Genomic DNA, 20,371 nt, shown 5'->3' with positions numbered 1-20,371 from the left:
ATTCCCCCTTAGCTCAGTTGGTTAGAGCGACGGACTGTTAATCCGCAGGTCCCCCGTTCGAGTCGGGGAGGGGGAGCCACTTAGTTGGCTCTTAATCGCCTCACCCACTTCATTCTATTTTAATTCCTAAAACAACGCGTTTAGACATTAAATAACCCTAATTCAATCAAGTTGTTAAACCCGTTCTAAAAAGGGATAATAGACCTAATCTGTTTTTCTTTTTAATTCGCGGGCATTGTCCGTCAAAATTCCTCGAAGGAATTGCGTTATTCATGACTGAATTTTTACTGCTATTGATTGGTACAGTACTGGTTAACAACTTCGTGTTGGTTAAGTTTCTCGGTTTATGCCCGTTTATGGGTGTATCTGGAAAGCTGGAAACCGCCATGGGCATGTCTATGGCCACCACATTTGTACTCACCCTTGCCTCGGCTTCAAGTTACCTGGTTGAAACCTATTTACTTGCGCCTTTAGGTATTGGCTATCTCAGAACCCTGGCCTTTATCCTTGTTATTGCGGTGGTTGTTCAGTTCACAGAAATGGTCGTGAACAAAACAAGTCCAACCTTATATAGACTGTTAGGTATATTTCTTCCTCTTATCACAACCAACTGTGCAGTTCTTGGTGTAGCGTTGTTAAACCTGACGGAGCAGCATAATTTCATGCAGAGCCTTATTTATGGGTTCGGGGCTGCAGTAGGTTTCTCCTTGGTATTAGTGTTATTTGCAGCCATGCGTGAGCGCTTAGCGGCTGCTGACGTACCTGTCTCATTCAAGGGTGCATCAATTGCCATGATTACCGCAGGCCTTATGTCCCTCGCATTTATGGGATTTAGTGGGTTGGTGAAGGTGTAATGTCGATGTCTACTACGATCATACTTGCTGTCATTGCAATTGGCGTCCTAGCCCTTATTTTTGGCCTAGTCTTGGGCTATGCGAGCATTCGCTTTAAAGTAGAGGGCGACCCACTTGTCGAACAAATCGACGCCGTGTTACCACAAACCCAGTGCGGCCAATGTGGTTATCCAGGTTGTAAACCTTATGCTGAAGCTATTGCAGATGGCGACGACATTAATAAATGTCCTCCAGGCGGTGAAGCAACAATTAAAAAACTTGCAGACTTAATGGGGGTTGAACCCAAACCCCTTGACGCAGCACACGGCGAAGAAGACGTCAAAAAAGTTGCTTTCATTCGAGAAGATGAGTGCATCGGCTGTACCAAATGTATCCAAGCCTGCCCTGTCGATGCCATATTAGGTGCCGCAAAACACATGCATACCGTTATTACTGATGAGTGTACAGGATGTGACTTATGTGTAGACCCCTGCCCTGTCGACTGCATTGACATGGTGCCAATCGTTCAAACTACTTCTACATGGAAGTGGGATTTCGAATCATCACCTAAAGGTGATATCCCCATCAAAATGGTATCGTAATTGTGATGTATCCAAGTTTTGATTCAATTATAGAAGCGCTTGAAGCGGGGAAGCTGTACTCATTTCCAGGTGGTGTGCATCCTGACGATAAAAAATCACTTTCTAATACGTCGGTAATTAAAAAGCCATCGTTGCCTGAGTTATTGATAGTACCATTGCGCCAGCACATTGGTTCAGACGGCATATGCTGCGTAGAAGTTGGCGATACCGTGTTAAAAGGCCAAATTCTTTCGCAAAGCTCCTCGCTTTTTTCGGTACCTGTACACGCTCCCACCTCTGGAGAAGTCGTTGCAATAGCGCCGCATGTTGTTGCTCATCCTAGCGGCTTAACCGAAATGTGTATATCAATACGCCCGGATGGTAAAGACACATGGGGCGACCTGTCGCCCATCGCTAATTACAGCGAGCTTGATAAAAACAAACTTATTGAAGCCATCTGCCAAGCTGGTATTTCAGGAATGGGGGGCGCAGGCTTCCCGACCCATATTAAAACCTCAACGTCTAAGCCTGTTGAGTTTCTTATTCTAAACGGGATTGAGTGTGAACCTTATATCACATCTGATGACCGGTTAATGCGCGAGCACGCATGGCAAATACGCCAGGGTTTAGACATTTTGACTCACCTTATCGAACCTAAGGCAATTATAGTTGCGGTTGAAGACAACAAACCCGAAGCGTTCGAGGCACTCAATATTGCCTGTCAGGATAAGAAAGACTACCGCGTGGTTAGCGTTGAAACTAAATATCCTGCTGGCGGTGAAAAGCAGCTAATTCAAGTTGTTACTGGTCGAGAAGTGCCAAGAAATGGTTTGCCTGCCGATGTAGGTGTGATGATGTTTAACGTAGGAACCTGCTATGCCATTGCAGACGCTATTTTGCATGGTAAGCCGCTTATAGAGCGTATTGTTACTGTAACCGGTGAAGCAGTTAAATCCCCTAGTAACTTCAGAGCGCTATTAGGTACACCAGTTTCTCATTTGTTAGAAGAAGCAAGTTACAACCCGAAAAAACAGAAAGCGCCCAAAGTCATTATGGGCGGCCCTATGATGGGCTTCACCTTATCAGACGCAACTATTCCTGTGGTAAAAACCACAAACTGTTTATTGGTCCCGGCTAAAAAAGAGCTTGTAGATGATAATGCAGAACGCCCGTGCATACGCTGTAGTGCGTGCGCCGATGCTTGCCCGGCATCACTGCTTCCACAACAGATTTTTTGGCACGCTAAAGCAAAAGAATACGACAAAGCCGAAGAATACGACCTTTTCGACTGTATAGAGTGTGGCGCATGTGCTTACGTTTGCCCCAGCGAGATTCCGCTAGTGCATTACTATCGCCAAGCGAAATCTGAGATACGCATTCAGCGCGATGAAAAGAACAAGGCTGAAAAGGCCAAGCAGCGTTTTGAAGCGCGTAAAGAGCGTTTAGAGCGTGAAAAGCTGGAGCGAGAAGCAAAGCATAGAAAAGCAAAAGAGGCGCGGTTAGCCGCAAATAAAGCCAAAGAACAAAACGCTGCAGCTGTAGATAATGCAAATAGCACGGCTGATACTACCGCAACGGGAGCAAAGGATAAAGTAGCGGCGGCGCTTGCACGGGCGAAAGCGAAAAAAGCGGCAATGCAGGCCAAGGCTAAAGACGAAAATACACCAGAAAACGCTGACGAGCCTAACCCAGCGGCAGACGATAAAAAAGCGCAGGTAGCCGCTGCTATCGCCAGAGCGAAAGCGAAGAAAGCAGCGCAAGCTCAAGGCTTAAATCAAGCTGAGAACGTCACTGAGCCAGCGGCTCAGGTATCATCGCCAGAGGATGATAAAAAGGCAAAAGTGGCCGCTGCCATTGCTAGAGCGAAAGCCAAGAAAGCAGCTCAAGCTGGCCAGCATTCAGATGCGTCAACAGAAAACCAAGCAGGTTCTCAAGACGAAAAAACTGCTGGTCTTTCAAATACCGAGCCTTCAAATACCGAGCCCTCAAACACTAAAACTAATTCAGAGCTATCAGTTGATGAACAGAAAAAAGCGCGAATTGCAGCGGCTGTTGCTAAAGCAAAAGCGCAAAAAGCCGCAAGAAATGACGCAAGTGGCCAATCTGAGCAGCCTACGCCAACTCAATTTGGCGAGCAGCAAGACAATCAGTCTAAAGAACCGCTAGGTGAACCGGACGCTAAGGATGAAAAGAAGGCTAGGATAGCTGCTGCCGTTGCTAAAGCGAAAGCCAAAAAGGCCGCGTCGCAAAAAGCACAAGCATCTAGCTCTGTTAGTGAAGCTGACACAGACAGCCAAGACGTTAGCTTGCAAAAAGAAGCGGATCCTCAAAGTGTCAACGGCCAAGATAATGGTGCTCAGGATAACAAGGCTTTAAATTCATCTAGCAACTTGAGCGAAGCGGAACAGAAAAAGGCCCGCATTGCTGCCGCCGTGGCAAAAGCAAAAGCCAAAAAAGCGGCCAAACAAGAAGGGAACCTAGAGGACAATACAGAAGGCGAGCAAGTAGATGCTAGCAACAGTGACCTCAGCATGGAGGCTGCTTCAGCGCAAAAAGCGCAGGATGTAACCAGCACGCCTAATGAGAATACTAACGACGCTCCAACTAAAAGTGATGCCGACGAGAAAAAAGCGCGTATAGCTGCTGCGGTGGCAAAGGCTAAAGCAAAAAAACTTGCTCAGAGCACAAATGACGATTTAGCAGCCTTACAAGATACTGCTGAACAAGAAAGTCACAAGGAAAATGAGCAGAGCGAGACGCCTAGTGAAGCAAAACAAGTAGCAAGCGTGCAAACAACTTCTCAACACACTGCTCAAGATGAAAAGAAAGCACGTATAGCGGCAGCCATTGCAAAAGCAAAAGCGAAAAAAGCGGCGGCTGAACAAGAGAAAGAATCAGAATGAAGTTAAGTTTATCGAGTTCACCACACCAACGAGTTAAACGCGATACCGGACAGGTCATGCGCATGGTCATTTACGCTATGATCCCAGGCATGATAGCCCAATCTATTCTTTTTGGTTGGGGCATGCTTATTCAAGCGGTTATTGCGGTAGTAAGTGCACTGGTAATTGAAGGAGTTATTTTATTTTTAAGAAAGCGCCCTATCGAACGCACGCTTACTGATTACAGCGCGGTTTTAACAGGCTTGTTAATCGCGATTAGTATTCCACCTACTCTGCCATGGTGGATGACGGTCATTGGGGTATTTTTTGCGATCGCGGTTGCTAAACAAGTCTATGGCGGGCTTGGTTTCAACATTTTTAACCCCGCAATGATAGCCTACGTGGTTTTGCTTATTTCATTCCCGGCAGCCATGAGCCTATGGCTACCTCCTGCAACCCATGCCGGTGTTACGCCAAGCTTCTTTGACTCGTTATCATTGATATTTACAGGCTTCACTACCAGCGGCTACGATGTTACTCAGCTTAAAACTATTGCCGACGGTGTAACCATGGCTACACCGCTAGACACGTTAAAAACTGACTTAACACAAGGCGTGACTTATTCAGAGTCTTTAGCTAAACCGATTTTCGATGGCGGCATATTCGACGCCGCTGGTGCAGGATGGGGTATGGTGAGCCTTGCCTATTTACTTGGCGGTCTTTACCTGTGGAAAACCCGTGTTATTAGCTGGCACATCCCAGGTGGCATGCTGCTGAGCGTATTTGTTTGTGCATCACTGCTTCATTTAGTTAACGCCGATTACTATGCTTCACCGCTATTCCACCTATTCAATGGAGCAGTAATGGTAGGCGCATTCTTTATCGCAACCGATCCGGTTTCAGCGTCAACAACCCCAAAAGGCCGAATTATATTTGGAGCTGCCATTGGTTTTTGGGTAGTTATAATACGTACATTTGGTGGTTACCCCGATGCGGTGGCGTTTGCGGTGATCATTATGAATATGGCGGTACCGCTTATTGACTATTACACCCGCCCTCGCGTTTACGGTAAAAATGTGGGCAAAGGCCGAGGTAAGCAGTAATGATGAAAGAAAGCTTGGCCAAAAACGGCCTTATGTTAGGTGCGTTTGCCGTTGTCACCACAGCGTTGATAGCGTTAACCTTTTTCGGCACCCAAGACAAAATTGAGCAACAAAAGCAGCAAAAGCTTCTAAGCGTACTTAATGAAGTTGTGCCTAGTGAATTCCACGACAATGCCCTGTACGCCAACTGCACAGAAGTCAACGCCCCCGAACTGGGCAACAAAAAAGCCCATAAGGTATACCGTGCTACGCTAAACGGCCAACCTAGCGCGCTTGTGCTGGAAGCCACCGCTCCAGATGGTTATAGCGGTGATATAGATATTGTTGTCGGTGTAAAAGTAGATACACATATTGGCACCGATAAACAACAGAGTATGAAAAGCGACTCCAGTAGCGGTGAGAGTGAAAACCTCAATACCTCTGCCCTACCGCTAACCGATATGGTTGAGCTCGACGGGAGTTCTTCCGAAATGAATACGCCTGAAATAAAAACGACCAATATGAGAGTGCTTGGCGTACGCGTTATCGAACACAAAGAAACCCCTGGGCTTGGTGATAAAATTGAGCTTGCAGTGAGCAATTGGATCACAAGCTTCAGCGGCAAGTCTTTCTCACCAGACAATTTAGCCCCATGGCAAGTCAAAAAAGATGGCGGCGAATTTGACCAATTCACAGGCGCTACTATAACACCAAGAGCGGTAGTCACAGCCGTACGTGAGGCTTTACTTTACGCTCAGGCTAACCAAAGCGCGCTATTCTCCGCTCCCAACACCTGTGCAATAACAGATTCGGTTGAAACAATAGATGCCCTTAATGTGGATGAAACCCAACCTCATAGTGTAGAGGAGTTATAACGTGACTGACTTTCGCGACCTGTCCTTGCAAGGACTTTGGAAGAACAATCCTGCGTTAGTACAGCTGTTAGGATTGTGCCCCCTACTAGCCGTTACCGCTACCTTCATTAATGGTTTAGGACTTGGCCTTGCTACCATGTTGGTTTTAATTGGCAGTAACATTACCGTTTCACTCGTTCGAAACGTGGTAAGAAACGAGATTCGCATCCCTGTTTTCGTTATGATTATTGCAGCATTTGTAACCATTGTTCAGCTTTTAATGAATGCCTATACCTACGACCTTTACTTGGCGTTAGGTATTTTCATTCCACTGATTGTAACTAACTGCGCCATCATAGGTCGCGCTGAGGCCTTTGCATCGAAAAACGGGCCCCTTGCGTCCGCATACGATGGGTTCATGATGGGCTTAGGATTTACCACTGTGTTGGTGGTACTAGGCGGCATGCGAGAAATACTGGGTGCGGGTACGTTATTAGCGGGTGCAGATAGGCTATTTGGGCCCATTGCTGCGAATTGGACTATTACACTGTTCAACACAGAAAACCCATTTCTACTTGCGATATTACCGCCGGGTGCGTTTTTAGGCATGGGACTTCTTATTGCTATTAAAAACAGCGTAGATGCCAAGTTAGCAGCTAAGCAAACATCGCCTGCGGTGAAAGCTGAGCGCGTGCGTGTTACTGCAGAGAGTTAAATCATACTGTAATTATTAGTGTGGCTTGACGGAGTAAGCGAAAACTTCAGCAGATGGCGCAAACGTTTTAACTTAAAAAATTTACACCTTGTTTAGCGACCATATTAAAAAAGTATATAGAAATGAATGATGTAGTTAAGCCGGCAAAGCCACTTTCTAAGCAGGAAAAAGTAAAAGAAATAATGCGAATTTTGGATGACCTTTATCCAGAAATTCCTATCTTTTTAGATCACAAAGACCCATATACGTTACTCATTGCGGTTCTATTATCGGCCCAATGTACCGACGAGCGCGTTAATCAAATTACGCCAAAGTTATTCGCTCGCGCGGATAATCCCTACGACATGGTGTTGATGAGTATTGAAGAAATACAAGACATTATCCGCCCTTGTGGATTATCGCCTATGAAATCGAAAGGCATTTGGCATTTGTCCGATATGATCATTAAACAACACAATGGTGAAGTTCCAGCGAACTTTGAAGCGCTGGAGGCCATGCCTGCTGTTGGCCACAAAACAGCCGCGGTGGTTATGTCTCAAGGGTTTGGTATTCCTGCTTTCCCGGTAGATACTCATATTCATCGTTTATTGTACCGCTGGGGTCTATCGAATGGAAAAAGCGTAGAGCAAACAGAACGCGATGCAAAACGCCTGTTCCCTAAAGAAAGATGGAACGACCTCCATCTGCAGATTATCTTGTACGGCAGAGAATACTGCCCCGCTCGCGGCTTTGATCTAAATAAGTGTACTATTACCCGTGAATTCGGTAGAAAAAGTTTTATAAACGAAGTGCTAAAAGAGCAAGAGAAAAAGCAAAAATTGGCGCTTAAGAAGAAGCGTAAATAGAACTTAAGGCGAGCCCTTACGAATCAAACAAGGAGTCTATAGACTCCTTGTTTATATAGTCGACAACCTTAATCTTGAGGGCTAAATTGGCGAAAAGCATAAGCTCTCGATGAGGCCTCTGATGCTATGACAATACCATTTCTCTCAATAATTGAGTTCTGATACTCAAAGGGAAATACGCCATAAGCAAGAAGCCCTTCATAATCGAAATCTTCAAAGCATACCTCTGCTTTAATCTTAATATTGAAAAGCGAACTGATCCCGCTAATTGGCTCAACAGAGCCTGAGTATATGCAACCATTAGTATCTGAACCGCTGATCATCCCTTCGTTATCGATAGCGATCGAACGAGTGTAAGCACCATCAGACCAAGAACTTGCATAATTGCCAGCAATATCGATAAATGAAACATCCTCGGTAGCGCTGACTTTGTTGGCAGAGAAGTCAAATGTGAGACCCGATACTGTCGCTGAGCCTTCTAAACTGTCACCATTCGCTGTGAACTGCATTGTGCCATGCTTAGTCATGCCTTCTCCTGGATACAGCATGGTATCGTCAGAAGTAAAGGTATCTTCGCTTATGTCGCCGTGAGCAATAAGCGTGTCTCGCGAGGCCTGCGAAAATACAATAGTCTTACCCTCAGAGGAGACCGCAATAACAACCTCTTCTTGCCCATCTTCAGCTGTTGAAGTTTGCCCAAACCATACGCCTAGTACTGAATTTGGCCTTACTACACTGTCATTATCATTTAAGCTACCGCCACAACCAACAAGCAAAAATGCACAAAGCAATGAACCGAAACAAGCCTTATCGTTGATAAAGCCAGAGAAGGTTAATGTGCTATGTTTGAAATAAGTATAGAGTGACATTTTCAAATTTACTTTCCTTGTTATTTTTTTCCTTTTCAAAAGGTAACATTATTTTTGACAACCAAGTAGACCTGCTTTGCGATTAACTTACGGCTTCGGCTTGTGGTTTACCTCGAAAGCACATCTCAATTTGGCTATGATAAGTACGTCATATTTTTGCTCACGCAAATAAACAAAAATATAAAAATAATCCACGGAGAACACATGTCCCGATTGAATAATATCGCTAGGAATCTAGCGTTTGGTGCATTAGTAAGTGCATGCAGCTTTGGCGTTTTTGCTGAAACTTCCCCCATTACTGACGAGCAAAAGAAAACTGCGGAAACGCTAATTCAAAAAGCGCTGAAAAGTGACTTAGGCTATAGCATCGTAGAATCACTCACTACAGAGATAGGCCCACGCCTTGGCGGTTCAGAAGCAGAAAAGCGCGCCAGAGATTGGGGTGTTAAGGTAGGAAAGAACCTTGGGTTTGATAAAGTGAGCATTGAAGAGTTTAGCATGCCCTTCTGGGACAGGGGTCACTTACATATTTCACTTACTGCACCATACATGCAGCCCCTTTACGGTACCGCGTTAGGTGGAGCTGCTCCTTCAGAGAGCGAGATCAACGCTGACATCGTATATTTCAGGGATATTCATGCACTAACCGCAGTTAAAGACGGCGCGCTGAAAGGCAAAATTGCGTTTGTCGATGGCGACGCCATGGTAAAAAGCCAAACGGGTGCAGGTTATGGTCAAGCGAATCAGCGTCGCCGTATTGGTTGGCAACATGCACAACGCGGTGGTGCTGAAGCTTTAGTTGTGCGTTCGGTAGGCTCAGACTCTCATCGCTTCCCTCACTCTGGCATGATGAGCTCAAACGGTGATGAGTGGGCCGATATCCCAGTAGTTGCTATTTCTAACCCCGACGCCGATCATTTACGACGCCTACACAATTTAGGCAAGCCACTGTCGTTATCGCTCCATTCTGAGTCAAAGTGGAAAGGCGAAGTAAATAGCGGCAACGTAATACTAGATTTAGTCGGCAGTGAAAAGCCCGAAGAGATTGTGCTCATTGGTGGTCACTTAGACAGCTGGGACTTAGGCACTGGCGCTGTAGATGACGGTGCGGGCGTTGCTATTACCACAGCGGCAGCCGCATTAATTGCATCATTGCCTGAACGCCCTAAACGCACCATTCGTGTAGTTATGTTTGGCGCTGAAGAAGTAGGCTTGTTAGGCGCGTTTGCTTATGCAAAAGAGCATGAAAAGAACCTTGCTAACCACGTACTTGCTACTGAGTCTGATTTTGGCGCGCAAACAATTTGGCAACTTGTGTCGAATGTGAACCCTGAAGCAACAGTACTGGTAGATGAAATCGCAAAAATCCTGTCCCCGCTAGGTATAATTCGCGGCGGCTCAGACGTTGCTGGTGGCGGCCCCGACATTATACCGCTAGCAGCGAAAGGCGTACCGACTATCCGTTTAAATCAAAACGGACGAGATTATTTCGATCTTCATCATACGCCTGATGACACATTGGATAAAATTAACCCTGATGAACTGGCGCAAAACATTGCAGCTTATGCAGCAAGCATATATCTGTTAGCAGATTCAGATGTCGACTTAAAAGCCAAACAATAACCACAGGTTATCTATATAATGACGTTGGTTAGTACACACCCGTACTAGCCAATGCTTCTCTTGCAACAGCACCATTATTTACAGCGCTTAATACATACGACGCAGTTGCACGACTGAACACGCAAGACCTATAACCTTTTAGCTTTTTAGCATCATTATTGACTATACAGCGATAAAGTTTCTTAAGCGCTTGTTATTAAGCACGAAAGCATAGAATGGGTAGTTAGAACTTAATTAGCTCTCTTGAATAAGCTGATCAATAAATCGCTTTGCTTCTTGTCTCGATGATAATTGAACATGTCGATAGGTGTTCGCATGTTTGAAGGCAACAGCTGTTTTATTTATGGAGATATTTGAAATTAACGCACCTGGAATAAGGCTGTTAATGGTAGAGATAGAGTTTTGAAATTGCATATTAAATACTTCTTTATTAATGTTGTTTGTTTTGAATTCCTCGCAGGTTGGGTTAAGAAATCTAAAAACGAAAATTAGGCTCTTTTCACATTTTACGTGAAAAAGAGCCCATCTTTGCGGGTTACTTCAAATAAGAGAAATAACCCTAAGCTTGCTTACAGGTCTTAAAGAACTGTTACGTTAGCAGCTTGTGGGCCTTTTTGGCCTTGTTCAACTTCAAAGCTAACCGCTTGACCTTCAGCAAGAGTCTTGAAGCCGTCAGAAGTGATTGAACGGAAGTGTACGAATACGTCTTTGCCACCAGCTTCAGGAGTAATGAAACCGAAACCTTTTTCTTCGTTAAACCACTTAACTGTACCGTTTACAGAATTAGACATAATAATAACCTTTTAAAAAATTGATGTAATGGTGGAAGCCACCGAATAGCAATAGACATAACTAAGCTAGTAAAGCAGTTGTATATCTATCTAGCACTTCAATTTGAAGGTATAAAGAAAGGTACAGCGCAGTATTAGGTAAAGCATAAAACATATCTAGAGCGTGCGAGACAGTACAGGTAATTACTCGCCATGTCCAATTAATTCGGGATTATTTTTTAAGCATTGCAACGCGAGCTTATCATTTGGGCCCACAATGAATACGTATGTTTGTATAACGCCAATACCAGCTCAGTTAATCTTATTCTTTTTTCGCTAGGTTTTAATTATGACAGACATGTACTTATTATCGGGTAAAACCGCCATTGTGACAGGTGGCGGCAAGGGGCTGGGTAAAACTATAACTCAGTTTCTATTAGATGCAGGAATGAAAGTAGCTATTTGCGGACGCACTGAAGAAACGATTAGCGAGACAGTTAAACAATTAGATTCGCTATTTCCCGGTAAGGTCATTGGGGCGAAATGTGATGTATCAAAAAGTGATGAAGTAGCAAGTTTCGTAAAAGAAGTTAAAAATACATTTGGCGAACTTCACGTTCTTATCAATAACAGTGGTTTTGGTAAAGAAACGCTCATCTGGGAAACCAGTGAAGACGATTGGGACGAAGTGATGGATACCAATGTAAAAGGTTCCTTCCTTATGTGTAAGCAAGTAGTGCCCCATATGATTGAAAATCGAGAAGGTTACATTATCAATATTGCCTCTCAGGCGGCACTAAATGGATATGCCAATGCGGGCGTTTACTGCGCGTCGAAATTCGCATTGGTGGGGCTTGGGAAAGCTCTTCAAGAGGAAGTGCGACCTTATGGCATTCACGTTCACTCACTCAACCCTGCGTTAATTCAGTCACAGAAAACAGGATCAGAGAAAGTAGACAAGGGTCTGATTCAAAACGAAGACTTAGGAAAAATAGTGGTTTATCTGTTAAGCCAACCACGTAGACTTAAAATTGATAATATCGGCATGTGGGGTTTTTAATACGTTTAAGTGGAATGGTAAAACTGTCTTAAAGCGTTAACATTTCCCCATTATCATGGTGTGTCGTTTGCGTTGACCAACGAAAGTGCTCTGCAGGGAGCCGTGTGAATGGGGCTCTGTGTGGCTCGAGTTCTGCGTACATGTAGCAACTGCAAACGCACACTTACAATGCAGTGTACCATCGGGTAATTCTGATGGTTCGAATAGGAAATAGTTATGCGAATGCTTCACACCATGCTTCGAGTTGAAAACTTAGAGGCGTCACTTCACTTTTACACCTCATTGATGGGCATGCGCCTTCTTCGACAATCAGAAAACAAAGAGTATGAGTACACCCTCGCTTTTGTAGGATATGGAGAAGAGACCGATAGCACCGTGTTAGAGCTTACTTATAACTGGGGTGACAACACCTACGATAAGGGTAACGCGTACGGCCACATCGCCATTGAAGTAGACGACATCTATCAGTTTTGTGAAAACTTAGAAGCAAATGGCGCTGAGGTGTATCGTAAACCTGGCCCAGTAAAAGGTGGCTCTACCGTCATCGCTTTTGCACGCGATCCAGATGGGTATGCCATAGAGCTTATTCAAAATAAGTCTATTTCACTATAGCAGCAGGACGTCGCCAATATCTTTTAAGCGCTTGTAACATAAGCTTTCTGTGAAATGTACGGCATAAGTAAGAAGGCGATAAAAGTAAACACATGGAGTGGCAGTCACATGCTAGGTAACCGCTTATTATTTTCTTTAAACCGTGTAAGCAAGGCTGTAGCGGGTTCGTCGAACAAGCTTAAGTTGCTATTAAAGGGCAATGCTAGGTTTCGCAATAGATATACGACCAGGTTGGCATCGTTACTACCTGCTTTGGTGGTGCTATTTACAGGTGCCCTTGCCTCTGAGAGTACGTTTGCAGCTGATGCTACGAATAGTAAAACCTCGCAAGCTGAAGCAGAACATACCACTAGCGAAAGACCGCATTTTACCGTTATCGCCCATCGCGGCGCTTCTGGCTATTTGCCGGAACACACCCTTGAAGCAGCCACGCTAGCGTTCTCGCTGCGTCCTGACTTTATAGAGCAGGATGTTGTTATAACCAAAGATGACATTCCGGTGGTACTGCACGACATTCACTTAGAGACAGTCACTAATGTAGAAGAAATTTTTCCAGCGCGTCACCGAAAGGACGGACGTTATTATGCCCGTGATTTTACCCTCGAAGAACTACGAGCATTGCAGGTACATGAACGTGCTAACAGTGCCGGGAAGCAAGTTTTTAAAAGTAGGTACCGCGGCACCCAGGCTAATTTTAAAGTGGCCACGTTAAGTGAACACTTTGAGCTAATCAGCGAACTTAATCGCCAATTCGACACGTCTGTAGGCGTATACCCAGAAGTAAAGTCCCCTGCTTTTCACATTGCTGAAGGTATTGATGCCAGTAAGATAGTTATCGACACATTAAATAACTACGGTTTTGCGGGAGAAAACGGCAATAGTTACCTGCAGTGCTTTGACTTTAACGAGGTCAAGCGTATTCGTGAAACCCTTGGCTATAAGGGCAAAGTAGTTATGCTGATTGGCGAGAACGATTGGGGAGAGAGCGACACCGACTACGATTGGCTGCGTACACAAGATGGCATGAAGCAAGTCGCGAAGTATGCAAACGGCATAGGCCCTTGGTTAGGCCATTTAATGGATAATGAGGCGATGGCTAAAGGGAAAGTAGAAGCAGCAAGCTGGGTTCAGTACGCTCACAATAATGAACTTACCATTCACCCCTACACTTATCGTCAGGATGCGCTTCCAGCGGGCATGTCTGGAGAACAAATTTTAGATGTATTGCACAAGGTAGTGCGAGCTGATGGCGTTTTCACCGACCATTTAGTGCCTGTATTAACCTGGCGAGACAAAACAAATTAACGCAAGTTAAACGGGTTTAAGGCGCTTTAGCAAGCGCCTAAGACTTGGATAGTCGTACCACTACGCGTCTGTTTTGTGCACGGCTTTCCCGCGTATCGTTTGGCGCGATATGACGTTTTTCACCGTGGCCTGTCAGCTGGATCCTATCTTCAGGTACACCTAGCGTAGTGAGATAGCTTTTTACTTCATTGGCCCTTCGAATAGACAATTGTTCGTTGTTGTAACGTCCACCGTAACTGTCCGTATAACCATCGAGAAGCACAAGCTCCAATTCACTGTCTTCTTTTAAATATTCGCCAATCATAGTTAAGCGCTTTTGCGAGTACTTAGTAAGTTCGGTGCTGTTGTTCTGATAAGACAACACTGTGTAGGCTATGTCATCAAAACTAAAGGGAAGCAAGTTCGACACGCACTTAACAAAGTCGCGATACACACCTGAGAAGTTGCTTGCGTTTAATGCCACACTCACTTGATCATATTTGTTATACCAGTCTTGGTAGTAAATCGTGGGCCAAAAGCCTTTCTCCAACTCAGACAGCATAGTCCATGCAGCATCCTGCGGCAGGTCGCCATTGTATTGCTTTCGAATAGACATATCCGCGATGGTCTTTGGCGCCACACCCGGCATCCACTTTGGCGGAACAGAGTAGACCGCAGCCACATCAAACTTGTTTGGCAGCATGTACATATCTAATTCAAATTCCATGTTGAGCTGCTTCGACGCAGAACTAGTGAACATGGCTTCGCCGTAACCAGGCAATTCATGGTTAAGTGTACACTGCAGGCGCGTGTCCGTATCAATACGCCAGTTGGAACTTTCAATGGTTGCAGAATATTGCCGCATGGCAGCATGGGACGACAGCGACCCCACCATCCCCAATAAAGCGATATATTTTAATTTCGACACCATTTCGACACCATAACGAAAGTCAGACTAACATGAATGTAGGCCTTTCATACGCCCACCAATCTTTAAGAGCCATAAATTGTACCCATTCGCTTTAAGCCGCAAATAGAACGTTTTGAAAAATTCATGGTTAATAAGATTATCGTCCAAAGTGTAGAAAAGTTTAGCGTTTAATACCATTAGCGTTTCGTACTATTAGCGCTTCTCATCTTCTCGGTTTTCAAATTGAAACTGGCAACTCGAAGATATCCTTGCGATAATTCTCTGTGCTAATAAGTTTCGCAGGTAGGTTTGCATAAAAAGCGACCAACCAGTTTCTGCAACCTAGTCTTACAAGAGTGTTTATGTCTGCCAACCCGCCCCTTCTTTCCCAGCGCTTTCGAGGTTATTTTCCCGTTGTCATCGACGTTGAAACGGCCGGATTTAATGCAGGCACTGACGCCTTATTAGAGTTAGCAGCGGTTACGGTGAAAATGGATGAAGAAGGAGTACTGCATCCTGACCAAACCTTTCACTATCATATAGATCCTTTCGAGGGTGCTAACCTTGAGCCTGCGGCATTAGAATTTAATGGCATTGATCCGAATTGCGCATTACGAGGTGCTATTGAGGAAAGCGAAGCCATGAAGGATTTATGTAAAGGTATTCGCAAAGCACAGAAAAATGCAGACTGTCAGCGTTCTGTTATCGTTGCTCATAACGCAACTTTTGATCAAAGCTTCGTTAATGCTGCGATTGAGCGCTGCAATATAAAGCGCACGCCCTTTCACCCATTTGTTTCCTTCGATACCACCAGCCTAGCGGGCCTTGCCCTTGGTCAAACTGTGCTGGTAAAAGCATGTCGAGCGGCTGGGATATCGTTTGACCAAAATGAAGCGCATAGCGCCCTTTACGATGCACAGAAAACCACCGAGCTATTTTGCTATATGGTAAATCGCTATAAGGCCTTAGGTGGCTGGCCAGTAGAAAATCAAGAATAGTTTTTTCGATAAACGCCGTAAACAAAAACAGCGCCAAAAGGCGCTGTTTTTCTATTATCTTTTAACAGGTTTGCTTATAGCTTATCTGCTTCTTCAGATAGATATTTAGCTACACCTTCAGGTGATGCATCCATACCTGATTTACCTTCGGTCCAACCTGCTGGGCAAACTTCGCCATGCTCTTCGTGGAACGCTAGTGCATCAACCATGCGAAGCATTTCGTCAACGTTACGACCAAGTGGAAGATCGTTTACTACCTGGTGACGTACCATACCTTCTGCATCAATTAGGAATGAACCGCGGAAAGCAACACCATCTTCTGGGTGCTCAACATCGTATGCTTGGCAGATGTCGTGTTTTACGTCAGCAACAAGAGTATATTTAACTGGACCAATACCACCTTGATTTACTGGGGTATTTCTCCACGCATTGTGTGAAAACTGAGAGTCGATTGAAACACCAATTACTTCAACACCGCGCTTTTTAAACTCGTCATAACGCTTGTCGAAAGCGATAAGCTCTGACGGGCATACAAAGGTAAAATCTAGTGGGTAGAAGAATACAACCGCTTTTTTGCCCTTAATAGCTTCACTTAGCGTGAAAGAATCTACGATTTCACCACTACCAAGTACCGCAGCTGCAGTAAAATCAGGTGCCGGACGGCCAACTAATACACTCATGAGTCTCTCCATTTATATTTGGATTGTAATAATAAAGGTGATTACATTGCGCAATCACTTTGATGAGAAATTTCCTATCCAGAAAATAGGTACGAATACGGAAATAACAATATTAAACAATGAGTTTTTTTACTGCTCGTACCAATAACTGAACAGCATAGAACAAAACTGTCCCGGACATTACCCCGTCGTTACCTAATTGCGGTTTATTAAATCTGCCATTACCTACTTGCCAAAACAAAGAATAACAATTATTATCATTTACAGATTCATTTGGAGTACGTTTAATGTTTGTTTGCATGTGCTATGGGGTAACAGATAAAAGCATTCGCGCGGCGGTTGAAGAAAACGGCGTGGGTAATATGCGTGAGTTACGTCAACATTTAGAGCTTGGCTCACAATGCGGTAAGTGCATCAATATGGCACAACAAATTATCGATCAAACCATTATTGACGAATCTCTCTTCAAAGACGTCGGCTAATATAAAAGTCCAAGGCTATCAGGCTAAATAACACAGGCTTATTTCCGAACACGCTTACCCTATCTATTGAAGTTAAAGCTTTATCCATGTTTAAAAGCTCGGTTTGACACCCTCAACTTTTCCTAAATTAGCTTCGTCAATACTATTAGCTATTTAAAGCTGTATTCAACACCTGCATAGTAAAATGCGCCATTAATACCGCCAGGGGATGTTGGTGGATAAAGCGCCCCAACCTCACCTTGAAACGGATTTTCATTTGGTAACGCGTCAAATAAGTTCTGCGCTCCAAAAGTAAGTTGAGTATCAGGCAAAATCTTCCAAGCGAGTTGAGCATCGAAAGTGGTTAGCGCACTGCCGTAAATATCCAAGCCTGCCGAAGCATCTAGATGATCTTCATAAAATTTACCGTAGTAGTTTAAACGCCAAGTGAAGGCCCATTCGTCTTTTGACTGTTCTAAGGTAATGCTCCCTCGATGAGCAGGGAGATTGTCTTCTAACATACGTATTCGAGCCTCAGTTAAGTTGGGCAGAAGCGTTATTTCCCCATCGCTTAACACCGGGTACAGAGATACACGCTCAACTTGCGTGTCTGTCCAGTTGTAGGCGACCAACACAGAGTTTGACCAGTCGCTTAACGCAAAATTGTAGTTTACAACTAAATCGATACCCTGGGTTTTGGTATCAAAATCATTGGTAAAATACTTAGCGGAATTATATCGGGCCGCATCAAAACGCCCTTGAGCAACAAGCGTATTAACGTCATCCTCGGTTAAAGGAATGGCCGATGTGGTACTGATACGATCGGTAAGGCGAATATTAAAATAGTCGAGCGTAGCAAAGAAGTTGTCACTTGCTTGCATAACCAAGCCCAAGCTAAAGTTTACTGATTCTTCAGGCGTCAGCGGCGTGGCCCCAAACTGCTGCGAGATAAGGTCGGTTGGCGGCAATGTTGCTTGGTCTTCCAAGCCATTAAGGCCATAGGCAGTAGTTACATTTATAACATTACTTTGGCCCACAGTCGGAGCTTTAAAGCCCGTATTTAAAGAACCTCGCAGTGCAAACATATCGTTAAGTGTGTAGCGCGTACTTAGCTTTCCATCAAATGTTGACCCGAAATCACTGAAATGCTCTACTCGCGTTGCTACACCAAACTGCCAATCTTCAGTCGCGTAAAATTCCAAGTCGGCATACACAGCCCAATTGCTGCGACTCCAGTGACCAGCAGACTGAGGTTGATAACCAGGAAAACCGTTAGAGCCTATTGAGAAGCCTTCACTTAAACCTATCGGTGGTTCTAAAGCGAAAGGGCCAGCGATATACGAGGCTTCATCTCCCGCTTTTTGAAAATACGTCTCTTTTCTCCACTCAACGCCAGCAGCAATGCTCACGGGGTCGTCAAAAATAGTCTGGATCAGTTTAGTAAAGTCTAAGTTTAGCGTGCGTTCTACTTGTGATACCCCGCCTGGAGAAAAGGTCGTTGGGCTTTGCGGCCCTAGCGAAGGGTTGACCGTATTCGATATAGTGTACTCAATATCGCTATAGCCCAAGGTGGCACTGATATCCATCGCCCACCCGTAAGACAATTCTTGCTTTATACCCATTGCAATAGAAGCATCGGTAATCGTTCCACCGAACCGAGGAGTAAAACCACCAGGGAACCATTCATTAAAGGCAAAACAATTTGCTCCAAGTGAGGTCGTGTTATCTGCGATAAGTTGGTAATCAGGGTTTTCTAGTACGTTGTCATTTGATAAAGATATTGAAGGGCACGCTATACCGCTATTTAGCCCATCCAAATCAGCAACAATAAGGCGGCTTTCGCCGGTATTCGGATCCGTTCGGCTAAATACCCCTTCGCGAGTTTGCGGATTTCGAAAATAAAACCCTCCGTTTATCTCTCTTCTCGCGGCGGTCGCAAAACTATAAAAATGGAACGTTTTTGAAATATCAGCACCTGCATTGAGCGCAAGTTTGATATCTTCGTTAACATCAAGGGCCCCCCAAACTTGAGATGGCGAGGCGATATAGCTATTTCCCTGTTCCAATAGCCCTTGGGCATCATCTCGCTGTACCGAGCGCGACGTGCCGTTTTGCTGTCGGTATTCTAAAGTGGTATTAAAAAAACCCGATTCTCCTAACGCAAAGCCTTTATTAAGCTGTATTTGAAACAGTTCGCCATCGCCCTCGCTGTACCCTCCGGCTTTAAGCGCAACGCTCCCACCCTCGCGGTCATCTTTTAGCACAAAATTGATCACACCAGCGATAGCATCTGATCCATATTGAGCAGAGGCCCCGTCTCGCAGTACCTCCACTTGTTTTAACGCATAAGCAGGTATAACGGATATATCGGGACCTTGAGCACCATCAGATAACCCCCCGCCTAAAAATGTGATAACGGCTGAGCGATGGCGTCGCTTGCCATTTAACAAGAGCAAAGTGTGATCTGACGACATGCCTCTTAAATTAGCAGGCCTCACCAAGCTACTTGCATCATTGATGGGCTGGTCGTTCACGTTTAGTGAAGGCACCATAACGCTTAGCATGGAAAGGACGTCGCTATTGCCCTGAGAACTTAGTTTATCTGCTCCAATAACATCAAGAGGCACTGCCGAGTCAACAGCGCTTCGAGGCGCGTTACGAGAGCCAACGATAGCAATTTTTTCAAGCCCGTTTGTGCCCTCGTCATCTGGCTGTTCATTATCATTAGGCTGTTTACTTTGTGCTGTTAGCGATGCACGGGAACGAATACTCAATGCCCCATTTTCATCGGCTACCACCGCTAATTCAGTGCCCTCAAGTAGCTGAGCTAATGCTTCACTCAAGGTAAAGGTTCCCTTAAGCGCATTGGTCGTTACTTTCTTCGCCAAATCAAAAGGAAACAAAAGGGTAGTGTTGGCTTGTTTAGCTAATTCAGTTAAGGCTTCGTTAGCGTTCTGTGCTGGAATAGAGAAACTAAACGCATCGGGCGCTGATGCCGGAAGAGTTTTAGAAGGTTGAGGATTTTTGAGAGTCGAACCGCTCTCGTCTTGCGCGTAGAGTGACGGTGTTATGAATAAGAATAAACATACACTCGAGGCAATATGTAAGGGCGCTGCAAGCGAGAAGTATGAAGGCCACGCTGTTCTTTTGCGCGAAATACAACTAGCCGAACACGCAAAGGCACGCAGCTTCTTTATTGCTTTTTTGGTTTGCCTACTTATCGCCAAATTGCCGTAATGCAAGATATATAATCGATGTACTTATTATTCTAGTTATATTGTCACATTAAATAAATTGATGCCAATAGGGAAT

At 44.7% G+C, this 20,371-nt stretch carries 19 protein-coding genes and 1 tRNA gene; 14 read left to right on the top strand and 6 right to left on the bottom strand.

Translation table 11 applies throughout. The features are described from left to right. Window positions 1-2: 2 nt before the first annotated feature. The 8 genes from ACYX4W_RS09140 (at window position 3) to ACYX4W_RS09105 (ending at window position 7,792) form a co-directional block, all read left to right on the top strand. Window positions 3-79 (top strand) — tRNA-Asn (locus tag ACYX4W_RS09140). Window positions 80-272: 193 nt separating this feature from the next. Beyond that, entirely contained in the window at window positions 273-854 is a 582-nt protein-coding gene (rsxA, locus tag ACYX4W_RS09135; RefSeq protein WP_179982770.1) for an electron transport complex subunit RsxA, read from the top strand. Next, complete coding sequence (gene rsxB / locus ACYX4W_RS09130; protein WP_179982769.1) at window positions 854-1,435, top strand: electron transport complex subunit RsxB; 582 nt, start codon at window positions 854-856, stop codon at window positions 1,433-1,435. The genes rsxA and rsxB overlap by 1 nt, the downstream gene beginning before the upstream one ends. A gap of 5 nt (window positions 1,436-1,440) precedes the next feature. Beyond that, window positions 1,441-4,317: an electron transport complex subunit RsxC gene (gene rsxC, locus ACYX4W_RS09125; RefSeq protein ID WP_476075456.1), complete on the top strand. Its 2,877-nt coding sequence runs from the start codon at window positions 1,441-1,443 to the stop codon at window positions 4,315-4,317. Continuing rightward, complete coding sequence (gene rsxD, locus ACYX4W_RS09120; RefSeq protein ID WP_476075334.1) at window positions 4,314-5,399, top strand: electron transport complex subunit RsxD; 1,086 nt, start codon at window positions 4,314-4,316, stop codon at window positions 5,397-5,399. Before rsxC ends, rsxD begins: the two co-directional genes overlap by 4 nt. Beyond that, window positions 5,399-6,253: an RnfABCDGE type electron transport complex subunit G gene (locus ACYX4W_RS09115; protein WP_476075333.1), complete on the top strand. Its 855-nt coding sequence runs from the start codon at window positions 5,399-5,401 to the stop codon at window positions 6,251-6,253. Before rsxD ends, ACYX4W_RS09115 begins: the two co-directional genes overlap by 1 nt. A 1-nt stretch (window position 6,254) precedes the next feature. Further along, entirely contained in the window at window positions 6,255-6,947 is a 693-nt protein-coding gene (locus tag ACYX4W_RS09110) for an electron transport complex subunit E (RefSeq protein ID WP_474854240.1), read from the top strand. A gap of 122 nt (window positions 6,948-7,069) precedes the next feature. Next, window positions 7,070-7,792 (top strand): endonuclease III domain-containing protein, encoded by a 723-nt coding sequence (locus tag ACYX4W_RS09105; RefSeq protein ID WP_476054642.1) that lies wholly within the window; start codon window positions 7,070-7,072, stop codon window positions 7,790-7,792. A gap of 68 nt (window positions 7,793-7,860) precedes the next feature. Here ACYX4W_RS09105 and ACYX4W_RS09100 read toward each other — a convergent pair whose 3' ends face one another. Continuing rightward, window positions 7,861-8,667, bottom strand: coding sequence for a putative periplasmic lipoprotein (locus ACYX4W_RS09100; protein WP_476075332.1), 807 nt, complete (start codon window positions 8,665-8,667; stop codon window positions 7,861-7,863). A gap of 198 nt (window positions 8,668-8,865) precedes the next feature. Between ACYX4W_RS09100 and ACYX4W_RS09095 the strand changes: the two genes are divergently transcribed. After that, a complete protein-coding gene (locus ACYX4W_RS09095; protein WP_476075331.1) occupies window positions 8,866-10,284 on the top strand; it encodes a M20/M25/M40 family metallo-hydrolase in 1,419 nt (472 codons plus the stop codon). 234 nt (window positions 10,285-10,518) lie between these two features. On the opposite strand, the gene ACYX4W_RS09090 is transcribed toward ACYX4W_RS09095, so the two are convergent. Further along, the gene (locus tag ACYX4W_RS09090; RefSeq protein ID WP_334057716.1) at window positions 10,519-10,698 is read right to left on the bottom strand and encodes a hypothetical protein; all 180 of its coding nucleotides are present in this window, start codon (window positions 10,696-10,698) and stop codon (window positions 10,519-10,521) included. A 164-nt stretch (window positions 10,699-10,862) separates the two neighbouring features. Continuing rightward, window positions 10,863-11,075, bottom strand: a complete 213-nt coding sequence (cspE, locus tag ACYX4W_RS09085) for a transcription antiterminator/RNA stability regulator CspE (protein WP_025254517.1) — start codon at window positions 11,073-11,075, stop codon at window positions 10,863-10,865. 328 nt (window positions 11,076-11,403) lie between these two features. Here cspE and ACYX4W_RS09080 point away from each other — a divergent pair, with 328 nt between their 5' ends. From ACYX4W_RS09080 to glpQ, 3 genes are all read left to right on the top strand, one after another. Next, window positions 11,404-12,114: an SDR family oxidoreductase gene (locus ACYX4W_RS09080; protein WP_476075330.1), complete on the top strand. Its 711-nt coding sequence runs from the start codon at window positions 11,404-11,406 to the stop codon at window positions 12,112-12,114. Window positions 12,115-12,330: 216 nt separating this feature from the next. Then, complete coding sequence (gene gloA / locus ACYX4W_RS09075; RefSeq protein ID WP_476075329.1) at window positions 12,331-12,726, top strand: lactoylglutathione lyase; 396 nt, start codon at window positions 12,331-12,333, stop codon at window positions 12,724-12,726. 108 nt (window positions 12,727-12,834) lie between these two features. Further along, on the top strand, window positions 12,835-14,031 hold the full coding sequence (glpQ, locus tag ACYX4W_RS09070) for a glycerophosphodiester phosphodiesterase (protein WP_476075328.1): 1,197 nt from the start codon (window positions 12,835-12,837) through the stop codon (window positions 14,029-14,031). Window positions 14,032-14,068: 37 nt separating this feature from the next. Here glpQ and ACYX4W_RS09065 read toward each other — a convergent pair whose 3' ends face one another. Next, on the bottom strand, window positions 14,069-14,941 hold the full coding sequence (locus tag ACYX4W_RS09065) for a flagellar protein MotY (protein ID WP_118489874.1): 873 nt from the start codon (window positions 14,939-14,941) through the stop codon (window positions 14,069-14,071). A gap of 341 nt (window positions 14,942-15,282) precedes the next feature. Between ACYX4W_RS09065 and rnt the strand changes: the two genes are divergently transcribed. Then, on the top strand, window positions 15,283-15,918 hold the full coding sequence (rnt, locus tag ACYX4W_RS09060) for a ribonuclease T (protein ID WP_474831322.1): 636 nt from the start codon (window positions 15,283-15,285) through the stop codon (window positions 15,916-15,918). Window positions 15,919-15,992: 74 nt separating this feature from the next. On the opposite strand, the gene ACYX4W_RS09055 is transcribed toward rnt, so the two are convergent. Further along, window positions 15,993-16,598: a peroxiredoxin gene (locus ACYX4W_RS09055; protein WP_474808007.1), complete on the bottom strand. Its 606-nt coding sequence runs from the start codon at window positions 16,596-16,598 to the stop codon at window positions 15,993-15,995. A gap of 287 nt (window positions 16,599-16,885) precedes the next feature. Between ACYX4W_RS09055 and ACYX4W_RS09050 the strand changes: the two genes are divergently transcribed. Beyond that, the gene (locus ACYX4W_RS09050; protein WP_025254510.1) at window positions 16,886-17,080 is read left to right on the top strand and encodes a bacterioferritin-associated ferredoxin; all 195 of its coding nucleotides are present in this window, start codon (window positions 16,886-16,888) and stop codon (window positions 17,078-17,080) included. A gap of 149 nt (window positions 17,081-17,229) precedes the next feature. Here the strand turns inward: ACYX4W_RS09050 and ACYX4W_RS09045 are convergent, their stop codons facing one another. Continuing rightward, window positions 17,230-20,301 (bottom strand): TonB-dependent receptor domain-containing protein, encoded by a 3,072-nt coding sequence (locus tag ACYX4W_RS09045; RefSeq protein ID WP_476075327.1) that lies wholly within the window; start codon window positions 20,299-20,301, stop codon window positions 17,230-17,232. Window positions 20,302-20,371 lie beyond the last annotated feature (70 nt).

The sequence above is a fragment of the Alteromonas sp. ABH4_454 genome (assembly GCF_056311775.1).
This window is presented reverse-complemented; position numbering and strand designations above follow the sequence as displayed.